General features: G+C 63.8%; 16 protein-coding genes. 8 read left to right on the top strand and 8 right to left on the bottom strand.

Annotated features, from left to right (window positions below):
- The first annotated feature begins 10 nt into the window (after positions 1 to 10).
- The 5 genes from V7Q53_RS06845 to V7Q53_RS06865 all read left to right on the top strand — a co-directional run bounded on the left by V7Q53_RS06845 (position 11) and on the right by V7Q53_RS06865 (position 3,712).
- Complete coding sequence (locus tag V7Q53_RS06845; protein ID WP_333827757.1) at positions 11 to 523, top strand: PH domain-containing protein; 513 nt, start codon at positions 11 to 13, stop codon at positions 521 to 523.
- A 557-nt stretch (positions 524 to 1,080) separates the two neighbouring features.
- Positions 1,081 to 1,584, top strand: coding sequence for a YbjN domain-containing protein (locus tag V7Q53_RS06850; RefSeq protein ID WP_333827758.1), 504 nt, complete (start codon positions 1,081 to 1,083; stop codon positions 1,582 to 1,584).
- 27 nt (positions 1,585 to 1,611) lie between these two features.
- On the top strand, positions 1,612 to 2,424 hold the full coding sequence (gene proC, locus V7Q53_RS06855; protein WP_333827759.1) for a pyrroline-5-carboxylate reductase: 813 nt from the start codon (positions 1,612 to 1,614) through the stop codon (positions 2,422 to 2,424).
- Positions 2,421 to 2,756 carry a tRNA-binding protein gene (locus tag V7Q53_RS06860; RefSeq protein ID WP_333827760.1) on the top strand — a complete coding sequence of 112 codons (336 nt, stop codon included), beginning with the start codon at positions 2,421 to 2,423 and terminating at the stop codon, positions 2,754 to 2,756. Before proC ends, V7Q53_RS06860 begins: the two co-directional genes overlap by 4 nt.
- On the top strand, positions 2,756 to 3,712 hold the full coding sequence (locus V7Q53_RS06865) for a 2-hydroxyacid dehydrogenase (protein ID WP_333827761.1): 957 nt from the start codon (positions 2,756 to 2,758) through the stop codon (positions 3,710 to 3,712). Before V7Q53_RS06860 ends, V7Q53_RS06865 begins: the two co-directional genes overlap by 1 nt.
- Before the next feature lie 192 nt (positions 3,713 to 3,904).
- Here V7Q53_RS06865 and V7Q53_RS06870 read toward each other — a convergent pair whose 3' ends face one another.
- Positions 3,905 to 4,954, bottom strand: coding sequence for an aldo/keto reductase (locus tag V7Q53_RS06870; RefSeq protein WP_333827762.1), 1,050 nt, complete (start codon positions 4,952 to 4,954; stop codon positions 3,905 to 3,907).
- Between the two features lie 438 nt (positions 4,955 to 5,392).
- On the opposite strand from V7Q53_RS06870, the gene alr reads away from it, so the two are divergent.
- From alr to V7Q53_RS06885, 3 genes are read left to right on the top strand one after another with little or no spacing between them, the layout of a single operon-like run.
- Positions 5,393 to 6,436, top strand: coding sequence for an alanine racemase (gene alr / locus V7Q53_RS06875; RefSeq protein WP_333827763.1), 1,044 nt, complete (start codon positions 5,393 to 5,395; stop codon positions 6,434 to 6,436).
- Positions 6,433 to 7,221, top strand: coding sequence for an MlaE family ABC transporter permease (locus V7Q53_RS06880; RefSeq protein WP_442954421.1), 789 nt, complete (start codon positions 6,433 to 6,435; stop codon positions 7,219 to 7,221). The genes alr and V7Q53_RS06880 overlap by 4 nt, the downstream gene beginning before the upstream one ends.
- Positions 7,218 to 7,958 (top strand): ABC transporter ATP-binding protein, encoded by a 741-nt coding sequence (locus V7Q53_RS06885; RefSeq protein WP_333827764.1) that lies wholly within the window; start codon positions 7,218 to 7,220, stop codon positions 7,956 to 7,958. Before V7Q53_RS06880 ends, V7Q53_RS06885 begins: the two co-directional genes overlap by 4 nt.
- A gap of 47 nt (positions 7,959 to 8,005) precedes the next feature.
- Here V7Q53_RS06885 and V7Q53_RS06890 read toward each other — a convergent pair whose 3' ends face one another.
- The 7 genes from V7Q53_RS06890 to nuoL all read right to left on the bottom strand — a co-directional run bounded on the left by V7Q53_RS06890 (position 8,006) and on the right by nuoL (position 17,410).
- Positions 8,006 to 8,974, bottom strand: a complete 969-nt coding sequence (locus V7Q53_RS06890; RefSeq protein ID WP_333827765.1) for a FliM/FliN family flagellar motor switch protein — start codon at positions 8,972 to 8,974, stop codon at positions 8,006 to 8,008.
- Between the two features lie 129 nt (positions 8,975 to 9,103).
- Positions 9,104 to 10,777 (bottom strand): ribonuclease J, encoded by a 1,674-nt coding sequence (locus V7Q53_RS06895; protein ID WP_333827766.1) that lies wholly within the window; start codon positions 10,775 to 10,777, stop codon positions 9,104 to 9,106.
- Positions 10,778 to 11,548 (bottom strand): type III pantothenate kinase, encoded by a 771-nt coding sequence (locus V7Q53_RS06900; protein WP_333827767.1) that lies wholly within the window; start codon positions 11,546 to 11,548, stop codon positions 10,778 to 10,780.
- A 24-nt stretch (positions 11,549 to 11,572) separates the two neighbouring features.
- Positions 11,573 to 12,322, bottom strand: coding sequence for a biotin--[acetyl-CoA-carboxylase] ligase (locus V7Q53_RS06905; RefSeq protein WP_333827769.1), 750 nt, complete (start codon positions 12,320 to 12,322; stop codon positions 11,573 to 11,575).
- 129 nt (positions 12,323 to 12,451) lie between these two features.
- A complete protein-coding gene (gene nuoN, locus V7Q53_RS06910; RefSeq protein WP_333827770.1) occupies positions 12,452 to 13,891 on the bottom strand; it encodes an NADH-quinone oxidoreductase subunit NuoN in 1,440 nt (479 codons plus the stop codon).
- 13 nt (positions 13,892 to 13,904) lie between these two features.
- Positions 13,905 to 15,446: an NADH-quinone oxidoreductase subunit M gene (locus V7Q53_RS06915; protein ID WP_333827772.1), complete on the bottom strand. Its 1,542-nt coding sequence runs from the start codon at positions 15,444 to 15,446 to the stop codon at positions 13,905 to 13,907.
- On the bottom strand, positions 15,446 to 17,410 hold the full coding sequence (gene nuoL / locus V7Q53_RS06920; protein ID WP_333827774.1) for an NADH-quinone oxidoreductase subunit L: 1,965 nt from the start codon (positions 17,408 to 17,410) through the stop codon (positions 15,446 to 15,448). The genes V7Q53_RS06915 and nuoL overlap by 1 nt, the downstream gene beginning before the upstream one ends.
- Positions 17,411 to 17,412: the final 2 nt, after the last annotated feature.

A 17,412-nucleotide genomic window follows, 5' to 3' on the forward strand; every position in this document is an offset into this window, starting at 1 on the left:
AGGTGTAGCAATGGCTGACAAATCTTTTGAAATAGAAGAGAAGGCGAAAAGCCTCTCGCTCGTAAACCGGCTTTTTGCGCGGAAATCTCTGAAGGGTCTCGCATCAGCTTTGGCTGACGACGAACCAGTCGTTGCTTTGGCTGTCGGTACGTACGGAAACTGGGCGGGTTTGCTATGCTGTACTGACCGGCAACTGCTCATCCTCCAGAAGCGCATGCTCGGCGGGGCGCGCGTTGAACGCTTCCCGTTCGAAAAGATTTCTTCGGTGGAACACGGCGCGCTGCTTGGGTTCGGAAAGCTTACGATCAATGCCGGGGGCCACCGCAGCACGATTACCCAAATCGCTACCGCCGAGCTGAACCCTTTTCTGGAAGCACTGGAAGCTCAGCGCGCACGCTATGCGCACGCCACCCCTTCATCGGCCACATACGTTGAGCAACTCGAACGCCTGGCCAAGCTGCACGACGCCGGGGCGTTATCCGCAGAAGAGTTTGTTGCTGCGAAGTCCCGCCTGCTCGTATGAAATTGCGTGCATGTTCAATGGCGCAATCCCGAACCGGGAAGCCACGCTTTTTCCAAATTTTACAGTGCCTTAAGCCGAACCTGCACGGCGTATCCTGAACTTGCACGCAAACGTGCATGTTCCAATTTCATTTACCCCCACGAGCTTCCGTGAAAACCCCTTTAAATACAGGCTTTAAGGGCGCTTTCAGCCCGATGGCCAGAAGTCCTCGTTGAAGCCTTTGGAGCACTGATCAGGCTTTTCTGCAACTTTGCCCGCAGCCAGAGCGCCACTGCACCATACGGCTCAAAGCCCCTTATTCCATTGGCCTATCCGCGATCTTCCGCCCTAGTCCCGCCTCTTCCGGCATCACTGCAGATATTGGTGTCAACGCACACAGGTGACGGTCACGCCTGACAGCCACAGGGGTTGTCCACAGATATTTTCCTTTACAGGCTTTCTCTTTTCCCACACCATATCTAGTAAGGCACACACATACTTACGCCGCCCCTTGTTAATACATCAGCTTCTTGCGGGCAGCGTCGCGCAAATGGCTAGATCGGAGAAAGGCCCGGGCCATGCCCCTGTCCATCGAACAGTTCCTGACTGATGAAATCCATCCGATCGATATTGTCGAAACCCTTGCCGAGCATCGCGCCTGGGAGTTTGACCGGGTCGGCGAGGATCAGATCGCCATGGCGGTTGAAGGCCAGTGGCGCAGCTATTCGCTGACGCTGGCATGGTCCGGCATCGACGAGACTTTGCGCCTGATCTGCACCTTCGAGATGGAGCCACCCGAAGCGCGTCTGCCCGAAATCTATGAGGTCATCAACGCCGCCAATGACCTCAGCTGGTCCGGCAGCTTCACCTATTGGGCAACGCAGCGGCTGATGGTCTGGCGCTACGGGCTGCTGCTGAGCGGCGAGCAGATGGCCGCCCCCGAACAGATCGACCAGATGATCCGCGCCGCCGTCGCCAGTTGTGAGCGCTTCTATCCGGCGTTTCAACTGGTTGCATGGGCCGACCGCAAACCGGAGGATGCGCTGAAGCTGGCCATTGCACAGGGCTACGGGCGCGCCTAATCTGCCCCCGAACCGATGGGGGATGCGATGGAATTGAGCGAACTGAACACCCGCGGGCTGGTGCTGCTGGGCTGCGGTAAGATGGGCTCGGCGCTGCTGGAGGGCTGGCTGAAGGGCTTTCTGCAGCCACAATCGGTGCATGTGATCGAACCCCACCCCTCGGACTGGCTGCGCGCCACGGGCGTTCATCTGAATGGCGATATCCCCGATGCGCCCGCGATGGTGGTGCTGGCGGTCAAGCCGCAGATGATGGGCGCCGCGCTGCCGCAACTGGCGGCCATGGGCGGGGGGCGCACGGTGTTCCTGTCCATCGCGGCGGGGATCGGGCTGGCGCGGCTGGGGGAAGCCCTTGGCGCCGATACGCCCGTTATCCGCGCCATGCCCAACACCCCCGCCGCAGTGGGGCGCGGGATTACCGCGCTGATCGGCAATGCCCATGTCACCCCCGCCATGCTGGACATGGCACAGGCCCTTGTAGAGGCGGTGGGGCAATCGGTGCTGCTTGACGATGAAGGGCAGATGGATGCTGTCACCGCCGTTTCCGGGTCCGGCCCGGCCTATGTTTTCCATCTGATCGAAGCGCTGACCGCCGCCGGTGCCGCGCAGGGCCTGCCGCCGGAAATGGCGCTGAAACTGGCGCGCGCCACGGTGGCGGGCGCAGGCGCGCTGGCCGAGCAATCGGGCGAAGAGCCGGGGCAGTTGCGGGTCAATGTCACCAGCCCCGGCGGCACCACCGCCGCCGCGCTTTCGGTGCTGATGGACGCGCAAACCGGCTTCCCGCCCTTGCTGAAGCGCGCCGTCAAGGCCGCCGCCAACCGTTCGAAGGAGCTTGGCCAGTGACCATCAGCTTCGATGACTTCCTCAAGGTCGATATCCGCGCAGGCACGGTGATACAGGCAGAGCCCTTCCCCGAGGCGCGCAAACCGGCACTGAAGCTGCGCATCGATTTCGGGCCTGAGATCGGCGAAAAGAAATCCTCGGCGCAGATCGTCGCGCATTATGCGCCCGAGGCGCTGATCGGGCGGCAGGTGCTGGCGGTGGTCAATTTCCCGCCGCGTCAGATCGGACCGTTCATGTCGGAAGTGCTGGTGCTGGGGCTGAGCGATGATCAGGGCCATATCGTACTGCTGTCTCCCGAACGCGCGGTGCCGGACGGCGCGAGGATGCATTGATGAAACTGCTGATCACCCGCCCCCTGCCCGAGGCTGTTTTGGCCCCCGCCCGCGCCGCGTTCAATCTGACAATGCGCGACAGCACCGCACCGATGAGCGAGGCCGAAATGACTGCCGCGCTGGCAGAGCAGGATATCATCCTGCCCACGCTGGGCGACCGTTTCAGCAGTGACATTTTCGCCGCCGTCCCTGCCCCGCGCGCCCGGCTGCTTGCCAATTTCGGCGTGGGCTACAACCATATCGACGTGGCCGCCGCCCATGCCGCCGGCCTCAGGGTCACCAACACTCCCGGCGCGGTCACCGATGCCACCGCCGATATCGCGCTGACCCTGATGCTGATGAGCGCGCGCCGCGCCGGTGAGGGTGAGCGGCTGGTGCGCGCCGGCCGGTGGGAGGGCTGGCACCCCACGCAGATGCTGGGGTTGCATATGAGCGGCAAGGTGCTGGGCATCATCGGCATGGGCCGGATCGGCCAGGCGATCGCGAAGCGCGCGCATTTCGGCTTTGGCATGCAGGTGGTCTATCACACCCGCACCCCGCGCCCGTTGCCCGCCCTGCCTGAGGCGCGCGCCCTGCCCGGCCTTCACGATGTCATGAAAGCCGCCGATATCGTGGTGATCGCGGCCCCCGCCAGCGCTGAAACCCGCCATATGATCGACGCCAGCGCGCTGGCCGCCATGCAGCCGCATGCGCATCTGGTCAATATCGCGCGCGGCGATATCATCGACGAACAAGCGCTGATCGCCGCGTTGCAGGCAGGACAGATCGCCGGTGCCGGGCTGGATGTCTATGAGCACGAACCCGATGTGCCCGAGGCCTTGCGCGCGCTGGAGAATGTGGTTCTGCTGCCCCACCTCGGCACCGCCGCACTGGAGGTGCGGGTGCAGATGGGGCTGATGGCGCTGGAAAACGCGCTGGCCCTGCGCGATGGTCGCCCCCTGCCCAACCCGGTCTGAAACCTGCGCATCCTTCCTGACCGGATTGACACAGAAGAAGGGGGCGCTGCCCCCGTCACCCTGCGGGCGACTCCCCCGGGATACTTAGTGACAGAAAATGAAATACGGCGGCTCGTCCCATTTTCTGTCTGAAAATATCCTCGTGGGGAGCCGCGCAGCGGCGTGGGGGGCAGACAGCCCCCCTGCCCGGCCTCAATAGGGCATTGGCATCGCTTTATGCAGGGCGTCGATCGCCTCGATCAGGCCTGCCGGAAGCGTCAGCTCTGCGGCGGGCAACTCACGCGCCAGTTGCTCGGCAGTGGTGGCACCGATGATCGGAATGGTGGTGAAGGGCCGGGTCCGGCACCATGCGATTGCCATCTGCACCGGGTCCAGATCCCAGTCACGCGCCAGCCCCAGATAGCCCGCCACAGCTTCGAAAACGCGCGGCGTGATCCGCCCGCCCAGATCTTCCCGCCCAGCCCGGCGCGAGCCCTCGGGGATGACATCGCCCGCGTATTTCCCGGTCAGCAGCCCTGCCGCCAGTGGCGAGAACGCCAGCAGCGGAACATCCTCCAGCGCGCAAAGCTCGGCCAGATCGGTATCGAAATGGCGGCACAGCAGCGAATATTCGTTTTGCAGCGTGGCGGGGCGCGGCAGGCCATGCGCCTCGGCCAGCGCGATCCAGCTGGCCATGCCCCATGCGGTCTCATTCGACAGGGCGAAATGGCGGATCTTGCCCTCGGTGACCAGTCGCCCGGCCTCGGTCAGCACCTCCAGCATATTCGCCCGGACATCTGCGCGCGCATCCGCACCCGGCGGGGCATAGCGCCAGTTCTGCCGGAAATGATAGGAGCTGCGGTTGGGCCAGTGCAGTTGGTAGATGTCGATCACATCGGTCCCCAGCCGCCGGAGCGAGCCTTCGACCGCCGCGCGCAGCCGCGCCGCGCCGATCTCGGGCGCGCCGCCGGCGATGGCCTCGCTGCCCTTTCCCGTGACCTTGGTCGCAATCACCAGCCGCTCCCGGCTGCCGCCAGCGGCCAGCCAGGCGCCGATAACCGCCTCGGTGCGCCCCATCGTCTCGGCGCTCACAGGGTTGACCGGATACATCTCAGCCGAATCAAGGAAATTCACGCCGTGATCCAGCGCCAGGTCGATCTGGCGATGCGCATCGGCCTGAGGCGTCTGGTTGCCCCATGTCATGGTGCCCAGACAGAATTCGGAAACGGTCAGATCAGTGGTGCCGAGAGGGAGATGTTTCATAAAAATGCCCGCGTTGCCTGAGTGGACACTAGCGGCATCAGGCGGAAAGACAAGAGCGGGAGGCGGGATGAACCCGCCCGCGCCCTGCCCGCTGGCGCCCCTCAACGCGCGGCACCGGAGCGCCCGGAAAGCGCAGGGTCACTGCGCCCCGGCGGTCACCTGCCATGCCTCAGATCATCGCCCAATCGGCAAAGTGCCCCTGACGTCGCGGCAGTGCGGGCGGCGGCGGCGGTGTGGTTTTTGCCTGTTTCTTCATCGGTCTCACCCATTCTCATACACAAGGAATACACACAGACCCGGCTTGCCGAAGGCGCCGGTGCATCAACATTGCCGCCCAATGCGGACAATTTGCGACGAATTGCGGACAATACCGGACAGGCACACGAAGCCGCGTATTCGTGCTTGACTTGCCGCCCCTGCAAAGGTGAAACGCTGGGCATGGTAGCCGCACGCCTGACCATCGACCTCAACGCCATCGCAGCCAACTGGCAGCGGCTGGCCCGGCTTTCGCGCAGCGAAACCGGAGCCACCGTCAAGGCCGATGGCTACGGGCTGGGCGCGGCACAGGTCTCGCGCAGGCTGGCGCAGGCCGGGGCGCGCAAGTTCTTCGTGGCGCTGACGGAAGAAGGCGCGGCGATCCGTCAGGCGCTTGGCAACGGGCCGGAGATCTATGTCTATTCCGGGCATATGGCGGGGGACGCGCAGAGCATCCGCAACCTTGGCCTGATCCCGCTGATCAATTCCGCCGAGCAACTGGCGCGCCATTTCGAATCATTGCCCGGCCACCCCTTCGGCATCCAGCTGAACACCGGCATGAACCGGCTGGGGATGGAGCCGCGCGAATGGGCTGCCGTGCGCGATATTGCGCTGCAGGCCGGGCCCGCGCTGATCATGTCGCATCTCGCCTGCGCCGATGAGCCCGACCACCTGATGAACACCCAGCAGGCCGACACCTTCCGCACCATGACCGAGGGCTGCGCCGTCCCGCGCTCGCTGGCGGCAACCGGCGGCGTGCTCCTGGGCCCGGCCTTTCACTTCGATCTGACGCGCCCGGGCGTGGGCCTCTACGGAGGCGCGCCCTTCATGGATGCCTATCCGGTGGTGGAACTGGCGCTGCCCGTCATCCAGACCCGCGATCTGGAACCGGGTGAGCCGGTTGGCTACAACTGTACCTGGGTCGCCGGGCGGCCCACCCGGCTGGCGACGGTCGCCGCCGGATATGCCGACGGCATCCTGCGCAGCCTGTCCAACAACACAACCCTCTGGGCGGGTGACACCCCCTGCCCGGTGGTCGGTCGCGTGTCGATGGACCTGATCACCGTCGATGTCAGCGCCTTGTCCGACGTGCCGGAAACGCTGGAGCTTCTGGGCGCGCATCAGGGTGTGGATGAACTGGCGCGCGATGCGGGCACCATCGGTTACGAAATCCTGACCGGCCTTGGTGCGCGTTACCGCCGCCGGTATGAGGGGTTGCGCACGTGACCGGCGCCGCCCTCAGCCTGTTGGGCGCGACGGGGCGCGCGGTCTCGGACCTGCTGGGAGGAATCGGCCGCTTTGTGGCCTTTGCCGCCATCGCCGTCTCGCATCTGTTCCGCCCGCCCTGGTACGGGCGCGAATTTGCGCTGCAACTGGTACAGATCGGCTGGCTGTCGCTGCCGGTGGTGGGGCTGACCGCGCTGTTCACCGGGGGCGCGCTGGCCCTTCAGATCTATGCGGGAAGCGCGCGTTTTTCGGCGGAATTCACCGTGCCCTCCATCACCGCGATCGGCATGGTGCGCGAGCTGGGGCCGGTGCTGGGCGGGCTGATGGTGGCCGCGCGGGTGGCCTCAAGCATCGCGGCCGAGATCGGCACCATGAAAGTGTCCGAGCAGATCGACGCGCTGCGCACATTGGCGACCGAGCCGATGAAATACCTGACCCTGCCGCGCCTTCTGGCCGCCACGCTTGCGATGCCGGTGCTGGTGGCGGTGGGCGATGCGATCGGCATTCTGGGCGGCTATGCGGTGGGCGTGACGCGGCTGGGCTTTGACGGGCCAACCTATCTGCGCAACACCATGGATTTTCTTCAGTTCTGGGATGTCGCCTCCGGCATGGTGAAGGGCGCTGCTTTCGGCTTTCTGGTGGCACTGTCGGGCTGCTATTTCGGCATGCACAGCGGGCGCGGCGCGCAAGGGGTGGGTGAGGCCACGAAATCAGCGGTGGTGGTGGCCTCGGTTCTGATCCTGTCAGCCAACTACCTTCTGACAGAAGCGTTTTTTCCGGCATGATCCGCGTTTCCGATCTGCGCAAGGCTTTTGGCAGCAAGGTGGTGCTGGACGGAATCACCTTTGAGCTGGACAAGGGCGAAAGCCTTGTGGTGATCGGCGGTTCGGGCACCGGCAAGTCGGTTCTGCTCAAATGCCTGCTGGGGCTGGAGCGGGCCGATCAGGGCGTGATCGAGATCGCGGGGCGCAGCCGGCCACGGCCCCAGGATCTGGCGGCCCATGTCGGCATGCTGTTTCAGGGCGGCGCGCTGTTCGATTCGCTGCCGGTGTGGCAGAATGTGGCCTTCAGGTTGCAGCGTGGCCCGGCGCGGCTGGACAAGGTGCAGGCCCGGGCGCTGGCCAGCGAAAAGCTGGCGCGCGTGGGGCTGGCACCCGAGGTGGGCGACCTTTACCCGGCTGAACTGTCGGGCGGGATGCAGAAGCGCGTGGGGCTTGCGCGCGCGATTGCCGGTGATCCGCCGATCCTGTTTTTCGACGAACCGACCGCCGGGCTGGACCCGATCATGGCTGCCGTGATCAATGCCCTGATCCGCGAGATTGTCACGGAAATGGGCGCGACTGCGATCACCATCACCCATGACATGCGCACCCTGCGCGACGTGGCTGACCGGGTGGCGATGCTGCATGAGGGGCGGTTCTACTGGCAGGGAAGCGCGCACGAGGCGCTGGAAACCGACGATCCGGTGATGCAGCAGTTCACACAGGGCCGCACGGTGGGGCCAATCCCGACGCTGCGCTGAAAGGCTGGCAGCGGGGTTGCGCGGGCCGGGCAGGCTGACTGCGGCGCTCATCCGTCATCCTCCTGCGACCAGTCAAGCACCGGCAGCCCCCCGCCAGTATCTTCCTGCCCCGCCTCCGCATCAGCGCCCGCCGCCTCCGCATCGGGCAAAGCGGTCAGCCGCAGGGCGCGCATGCCCCGGTATTGCCCCAGCCGCCCCAGCGCCAGAACCCTGCGATCCAGCGCTTCCAGCTGCACCTCCTCAAGCTGGGACAGGGGCAATGTCAGCTGGCTGTCAACCTTCAGTGCCATCAGCTCGCACAGCGGCAACCGTATCCGGCCCAGCACGGCGCCAAGCGACGCGGGGGCAACCATCACCGAGGCCTCAAGCGCGCGCTCCCATTGCGTATCCGGCATCGGGGTATCGTCGACCGGCATCTCGAAACCGGAAAAATCGGGCATCTCGGGCACCGGCTCGGGCAGCGCGATGGAGACCTGGCCTTTGCGCACCACGCCATCGGCCAGCAGTTCAACCTCCATCACGCTCAGCGCAAAGGGCACATCTTCCAGCATGACGTCCAGAAGCCGCAGGTCATCGGTCAGACGGTCTTGCCGGAAACCGGGGGTGAAAGGGTCTGCCGGAGTCGGATTGGCGTCAACCTCGGCAAGCAGGGCATCAACCAGATCGGCCATCAGCGCGGCATCGGTCGTGGTGGCGCGGCGCACGGCGGCGGCCTTACCGGACAGCGTGCCGATGGTCATCACCTCGATCACCGATGAAAAGGCCACCGAATCAAAGATGATCAGCCCCGGCGGCCCCTCACCCGCCCGCAAAAGCGCGGTGAATCCCTCGGTTTCCGGCAAATCGACCAGTTCAGCCAGCGCCACACTGCGGCGGGAGCGGACAGTGGCCCGCGCGACCAGATCCGCCACCCGGCTGGCAGCCCGGATGAACGAGCGTGGCAGCAGGCGCCCCCCCTCCTCCTCCTGCTGCTCCGCCTCTTCAAAAGCGGGCGGGGAGAAGGCAAAAGCAGGCATCTCTGCCCTTGGGAGGAGTTTGCGCCTGAGAACGGATTCCCTGATATCTTCGAGCATATGCCTGCGATCCTGCCAATAAAGGCAAAATCGCAGGCAGGGATTAAGAAACCCTTGCTCCGGTCAGAAAAATCAGTTGTCGGACAGGCGGCTGACAACCACCGTCACTTCGGGCTTCTTGCCGATTTCATCGACACAGCAAGCCCGCACGCGCCGCTTGATCGTCTCGATCAGCTTGTCGTCATTGTCCAGCAGCTTGCGGTTCGCGCGGTCCAGCTCTTCGGCCAGCTCTTCCTCGATCACCTCGTTGAGGGCGCGGCGCGAACGGCCCTGCCGGGCAAGACCCTGGGCATCGGCCCAGGCATCGCCCAGCGGCATGCCGTCTTCGTCGATGATCAGCGTGACCAGCACCAGGCCGTTCAGCGCCATGCGGATGCGCTCACGCACCACACCCTCCATCGCGCCGTAAACCGCTGTGCCGTCAAGATAAAGCCGCCCGTTCTGCACCTGATCCACAACCACGGGCACATCGCCCGTCAGGTCCAGCATGGTGCCATTGGGCGCCACGGCAGAAGCGATGCCACGCTCGGCGGCGATCTTGGCGTGACGGCGCAGGTGGCGGTGCTCGCCATGCATCGGCACCAGCATCTGTGGCTTGAGCAGATCATGCATCCGCTCCAGATCAGGGCGGTTGGCATGGCCGGAAACGTGATAGGCGCCGGTGGAATTATCGACGACATCCACACCGCGCTCAGAGAGCGCATTCACCACGCGCAGAACCTCACGTTCATTGCCGGGAATGGTCATCGCCGAAAAGAGGAAAGTATCGCCCTCTTTCAGCGTGAGCCCCATATAGGTGCCCCGCGCCAGTTGCGCCGAAGCCGCACGGCGCTCACCCTGACTGCCGGTAGCAATCACCATGACGTTCTGGCGCGGCAGGGCGGCGGCCTCTTCGGGGGTGACGGTCGCGGGGAAATCCGTGAGCAGCTTGGCCTCGGTCGCGGTGCGCACCATGTTGTGCATCGCGCGGCCCAACAGGCAGACCGAGCGCCCGGCATCGCGCGCGGCAAAGGCCAGCGTGCGCAGCCGCGCCACGTTGGAGGCAAAGGTAGTTGCAACAACCATGCCCGGTGCGTTGCGCACCAGTTCGGTGATCGCAGCGGGCAGCGTGCTTTCCGAGCGCCCGGGATGCGGGGTGAAAACATTGGTCGAATCGCAGACCAGCGCCTTGATCCCCTCCGCACCGAGGCGCGCGAAGACATCCTCATCAAAGGGCGCGCCGATACCGGGCGCGACATCCAGTTTGAAATCGCCGGTATGCAGAATCCGGCCCGCCGGGGTTTCGATCAGCAGCGCCGAAGCCTCGGGCAGCGAATGCGACACCGGAACAAACTGGACCGAGAACGGCCCGGCTTCGATCACCTCGGGCATCGGCGCCACAGTTTTCACGGGGTCCGCGGATTGCCCGGCCTCGATCATCTTCTTGGTCGCAATACGCGCGGTGAAATCGCGGGCATAGACGGGCGCCTTCAGCCGCTGCCACAGATGGCTGAGCGCGCTGACATGGTCTTCATGGGCATGGGTGATGAAAATCGCCTCAAGCCGGTCGCGGCGCTCTTCCAGCCAGGTGATGTCGGGCAGGATCAGATCCACACCGGGCGTGCCATCCATATCGGGGAAGGTGACGCCAAGATCAACGAGGATCAGCCGCTCCTTGCCCTTCGGGCCGTAGCCGTACACATAGGCATTCATGCCCACCTCGCCGGCGCCGCCCAGGGGCAGATAGATCAGTCGTTCAGCCTTCATTCACAGGTTCCCGTTATGCTTATGGATGACCTGCAGACCATGCATGGTCAGATCATCGCGAATTTCGTCAAACAGCGCCTCGCCTGAGGCAAATAAGGGTGCAAGCCCGCCGGTGCCAATCACCTTCATCGGACGCTCGCGTTCGGTTTTGATGCGATCACATATCCCATTCACAAGGCCGACATAACCCCAGAATACACCCGCCTGCATGCACGCAACCGTGTTCTTGCCGATCACATTCTCGGGCCGGGCGATATCGACATGCGGCAGGGCGGCGGCGGCCATGTGCAACGCTTCCAGCGACAGGTTGACGCCAGGCGCGATGACCCCGCCGATATAGGCGCCGTCGCTGTCGACCACATCAAAGGTCGTGGCGGTGCCGAAATCGACCACGATCAGGTCACCACCGAACAGATCAAACCCGGCGACCGTATTGACCAGCCGGTCCGGCCCCACGCCTGTGCCCGGATCCACGCGCACATCGACCGGCAGAAGGCACTCGGGCTTGCCCACCACCAGCGGGCGGCAATCAAAATAGCGGTTGCACAGCACCCGCAGGTTGAACACCACGCGCGGCACGGTTGAGGAGATGATCACCTCGGTGATATCCGCCTCGATCTTTTGCAGGTTCATCAGCGTGGACAGCCAGACATAATACTGATCAGCCGTGCGCTGATGCTCGGTGGCCGTGCGCCAGGTGGCGATGAAACGCGCGCCGTTCCAGATGGAAAAGACGGTATTGGTATTGCCGCAATCAATGCACAGAAGCATGGCATCCTCCGTTGTCAGGACTGGTCAGGGAAAGAAGACATCCGCCGCCGGGATGGACAGAAGGCCCGTGGCGGTTTCCAGCACAAGCGCCCCGCTGTCATCGATCGAGGCGAAGCGGCCTTCAAAGGTTTCCGTCATGGTACGGGCGATGACCGCCTCCCCCAGCCGCGCGACGCGCGCAAGAAAAGCCGCCCGGACCGGCGCGAAACCATAGGTCTGAAAGCGGTTTTCCCAGGTGGCGTAGGCGGGGCCGAGGTGGTCAAGCAGGGTTTCCGGCGTGACGACAAGGCCGGTCTCTGCGCGCAGCGAAACAGGGGGGAAGCGCGCCTCAGGATCGGCCGGCGGGGCCGCGCGCAGGTTCACCCCGATGCCGATCACCAGCCCGCCACCGGGGCCGCTTTCCAGCAGGATGCCCGACAGCTTGCCGCCGTTGAGCAGCACATCATTGGGCCATTTCAGCGCAAAACCCTGTTCCAGCCCGCTCAGCGCAACCAGCGCATCGTGAAGGGCCAGCGCCGCGAGGAACGAGCGCAGCGCCAGCCGCGCGGGCGGCTCATCAAGGCGCAGCGCGAGGGTGGCGGCGAAATTGCCGCCCGGCTCAACCCACTCCCGCCCACGCCTGCCGCGCCCTGCGGTCTGGCGATGCGCCATGATCCAGCAAGGGCCGGAAAGCGCGGGCAATTGCCGCAACGCCTCGGCATTGGTGCTGTCAACCTCGGGTAGGAGGATGCGGGCATAGCCTTGCGGCCAGTCCGGGGCGGGGCGGTCAGCCATGGCAGCTGCCCGGCCGGTCGCTTGCGCAAATGCAGGAAGCGGGGGTTTCACACCCCCGCACCCCCGTGGCGTATTTCCGGCAAGATGAAAGCGCGGCCCCGGGCAGGACAGGGCCGGAACGCGCCGTCATCAACGCACGAGCGCCTGCGCCGCGATCGCCGCCGCGCCATCGACGCCGAACAGGTTGATCACCCCCAGCACCATCGCCGCCGCCGAGGCCAGCAAAAGCCCGCGCTGGACGGTGCCGATATCGGTGTCGAGCGGTTGCCCCTCCTGCCCGAAATACATGTAATAGACGATGCGCAGATAATAGAATGCGCCGATCACCGAGGCGATCACGCCTGCCACCGCCAGCCAGACCAGCCCGGCACCCACAGCCGCCGTCAGCACCGAGAATTTGGCCCAGAAACCCACCAGTGGCGGAACCCCGGCCAGCGAGAACATCAGGATCAGGAGCGCAAGCGCTGCGCCGGGTTGGGCTTTGGACAGCATATGCAGATCGTCGATCTGGGTCACGGCCCTGCCCTCACGCCGCATCGACAGGATGAAGGCGAAGACGCCGATGTTCATGACGACATAGATGGCCATGTAGAGCAGCATCGCCTGCACACCGGCGGCATTACCCGCCGCCAGACCGACCAGCGCGAAGCCCATATGCGAGATCGAGGAATAGGCCATCAGCCGTTTGATGTTGCGCTGGCTGATCGCGCCGATCGCGCCCACGAACATTGATGCCACGGCCAGGAAGGCAAGGATCTGCGACCAGTCGCCAGGCGCGGCGCCGAAGGCGTCATGCAGCAGCCGGGCGAGCAGCGCCATCGCCGCGACCTTGGGTGCAGTCGAGAAAAAGGCGGTGACTGGCGTGGGTGCGCCCTCATAGACATCGGGCGTCCACATATGGAACGGCACGGCAGAGACTTTGAACGCCAGCCCCGCCAGCATGAAGGCCAGCCCCATCAGCACGCCGACCGACATCTGGCCGCCCTGAATGGTGGAGGCGATCCCCTCGAACCGGGTGGTGCCCGCATAGCCATAAACCAGCGAGGCACCGTACAGCAGCAAGCCCGAGGCCAGCGCGCCGAGCATGAAATACTTCAGCCCCGCCTCGGTCGAGCGCAGGCTGTCGCGCCGGATCGCGGCCAGAACGTAAAGCGCCAGCGATTGCAGCTCCAGCCCCATGTAAAGGGTGATCAGATCCCCGGCCGAGACCATGACCATCATACCCACCGTCGCCAGCGCGATCAGCACCGGGTATTCGAACGGCACCAGATTCTGGCGCTGCATATATTCCTGCCCCATCACCAGCACCGCCGCACCCGAAAGCAGGATGGCGATCTTGGCAAAACGGGCGAAGGCGTCATTCACCATCAGCCCGCCGAAGGCCGGTTGCGCCTCGTTCGGGCCAAGCGCGATCAGCCCGGCCAGCAGTACGAACACCGCCGCCGTCGCCCAGATCAACAGGCCTGTCGAGCGGTTCTTGCCGAACCAAACGCCGAAAAGAAGCGCCGCCATCGCGTAAATTGCCAGCAGGATTTCTGGCAGGGCAATGGAAAGATCAACCGAGGTCATGGCAACGCGCCTTTCAGTTCTGGGCCGGCATGCTGGGGCCCTGATGGGCGACCAGTGCGGCATCGTATTGGGTGACAAGCGCCTCTACCGACGGGCCGATCAGATCAAGCACCAGCGCCGGATAGACACCCAGAAGCAAGGTCATCACCACCAGCGGCGCGAACATCGCCTTTTCGCGGCGGTCCATGTCCTTGAGGTTCTTCAGGCTGTCCTTGATCAGCGGACCGAACACAACCCGGCGATAAAGCCAGAGCGCGTAACCCGCCGACAGGATCACCCCGAAGGCCGCGAACAGCGCCACCCAGGTATTGACCTGGAAGACCGCCATGAAGGTCAGGAATTCGCCGACAAAGCCCGAGGTGCCGGGCAGGCCGACATTGGCCATGGTGAAGAGCATGAACACCATCGCATAGGCCGGCATCCGGTTCACAAGGCCGCCATAGGCATCAATCTCGCGGGTATGCATGCGGTCATAGATCACGCCCACCGCAAGGAACAACGCACCCGAGATAAAGCCGTGGCTGATCATCTGGAAGATCGCACCATCAAGCCCCTGCCGGGTGGCCGCAAAGATGCCCATGGTGACAAAGCCCATATGCGCGACCGAGGAATAGGCGACAAGTTTCTTCATATCCTCCTGCACCAGCGCGACGAGCGAGGCATAGACGATGGCAATCGCCGACATCCACAGCACCAGCGGCGCCAGCAGATCACTGGCCACCGGGAACATCGGCAGCGAGAAGCGCAGGAAGCCATAGCCGCCCATTTTCAGCAGCACCGCCGCCAGAATGACCGAACCTGCGGTGGGGGCCTGAACGTGGGCATCCGGCAACCAGGTATGCACCGGCCACATCGGCATCTTCACCGCGAAGGAGGCGAAGAAGGCCAGCCACAGCAGCGTCTGCATCCCGCCGACAACCTGCCAGCCCATCAGCGAGACCGGTCCGGTTGAGAACTGATACGTCAGCAGCGTGGGAATATCGGTGGTGCCCGCATCAACGAACATCGCGATCATCGCCACCAGCATCAGCACCGAGCCGATGAAGGTGTAGAGGAAGAACTTGAACGCCGCGTAAATGCGCTCTTTCCCGCCCCAGATGCCGATGATCAGGAACATCGGGATCAGGCCTGCCTCAAAGAACAGGTAGAACAGCACCAGATCCAGCGCCACGAACACCCCGATCATCAGGGTCTCCAGCAGCAGGAAGGCGATCATGTATTCCTTGACCCGGTGCTTGACGTTCCAGCAGGCGCCGATGGTGATCGGCATCAGGAAGGTGGTCAGCATCACGAACAGAACCGAGATGCCATCGACACCCAGCTTGTAGTTCAGGCCAAGGATCCAGCTGCGCTCTTCGACATGCTGAAAGCCGGTATCCTGCGGGTCAAAGGTGAACAGAAGGATCAGCGAGATCAGGAAGGTGGCCGAGGTTGCCACCAGCGCCAGCCATTTGGCATTGCGCTGCGCGGCCTCATCCTCGCCACGCAGGAACAGCGCAAGGATCAGCGCCGCCACCGCCGGGGTGAAGGTGATGATGGACAGAAGGTTCAACATCAGTGCGCCCCTCCGGTGAGCGTAACATAGGTAACCAGCAGCGCGATGCCGATCACCATCGCGAAGGCGTAATGGAAGACATAGCCGGACTGCACGCGCGCATAGACCCGGTTGATGAAGGGAATGACACCCATCGTCAGCCCGTTGATACCGCCGTCGATCGTGGCACCGTCACCCTTCTTCCAGAGGAAGCGGCCCAGAAACAGGGCGGGCCTGATGATGATCGCGTCATAGATCTCGTCGAAATACCATTTGTTGAGCAGGAAGCGGTACAGGATCGGCTGGTTCGCCGCCAGCTTGCCCGGCAGATCGGTGCGCTTCATGTAGAACAGATAGGCCAGTGCGAGCCCGCCCAGCATGGCGACAAAGGGCGACAGCTTGACCCAGACCGGCACATAATGCGCGTCATGGATCAGGTGGTTGCCCTCCAGCATGAAGATCGACGCCCCGAAATAGGCGCGCACGCTTTCGGTTGAGCCAAAGAACGGGCCATACCAGATCACCCCGGCAAAGACCGCACCCACGGCCAGCACACCCAGCGGGATCAGCATCACCAGCGGGCTTTCGTGCGCATGGTCATGCGTATGGTGATCGCCGCGCGGCTTGCCGAAGAAGGTCAGGAACATCAGGCGCCAGGAATAGAACGAGGTCATCGCCGCACCCGCCACGAGGATCCAGAAGGCATAGCCCTTCCCCGAGGCAAAGGCGCTCTCGATGATCGCATCCTTGGAGACGAACCCGGCCAGCCCGTAATGGGTCAGCGGAATGCCGACGCCGGTGATGGCCAGCGTGCCGATCATCATCGCCCAGTAGGTATAGGGAAGCTTGTGTCGCAACCCGCCGTAATTGCGCATGTCCTGTTCATGATGCATCCCGTGGATGACCGAACCCGCGCCAAGGAACAGCATGGCCTTGAAGAAGGCATGCGTCAGCAGGTGGAACATCGCCACCGAATACACGCCAATCCCGGCAGCCACGAACATGTAGCCAAGCTGCGAACAGGTCGAATAGGCGATCACGCGCTTGATATCGTTCTGAACCAGACCCACGGTTGCCGCGAAGAAGGCGGTGAAGGCACCGATGATCACGATGAAATTGCGCGCCTCTTCGGCGTATTCCATCAGCGGCGAGAAGCGCACCACAAGGAACACCCCGGCGGTAACCATGGTGGCGGCGTGGATCAGCGCAGAAACGGGCGTCGGCCCTTCCATCGCGTCCGGCAACCAGGTGTGCAGAAACAACTGCGCCGATTTGCCCATCGCACCGATGAACAGGAAGAAGCAGATCATGTTGACAGCGTTCCAGTCCGTCCACAGGAAATGCACCGTGGTCTGCGACAGCGCTTCGCCCTGCGCGAAGATATCGTCAAAACGGATGGAATCGGTCAGCAGATAGATCGCCATGATGCCGATGATGAAGCCGAAATCGCCCACCCGGTTGACGACGAACGCCTTGATCGCGGCGGCATTGGCGCTGGCCTTGCGGTAGTAGAAACCGATCAGCAGATACGAGGCCACGCCGACCCCTTCCCAGCCAAAGAAAATCTGCACAAGGTTGTCGGCAGTGACCAGCATCAGCATGGCGAAGGTGAAGAACGACAGGTAGGCGAAGAAGCGCGCCTTGTAGTTCTCGCCTTCCTTCCAGTTGTCGTCATGCGCCATGTAGCCGAACGAATACAGATGCACGAGCGCCGAAACCGTGGTCACCACGATCAGCATCACCGTGGTCAGCCGGTCCAGCCGGAAGGCCCAGTCGCCGACCAGCGTGCCGCTGTCGATGAAACGCAGGATCTGGATGGATTGGGCGGTGCCGTCATAGGTCAGGAACAAAACCCACGACAGCAGCGCCGACAGAAACAACAGGCCCGTGGCGATGATCTGGGCGGCCTTCTCGCCCAGCAGCCGCCAGCCGAACCCGCAGATAAGCGCACCGATCAGCGGAGCAAAAAGAAGCGTCGTCGCCATGG

This window comes from Pararhodobacter sp. (genome assembly GCF_036802785.1).
Classification (GTDB): domain Bacteria; phylum Pseudomonadota; class Alphaproteobacteria; order Rhodobacterales; family Rhodobacteraceae; genus Pararhodobacter.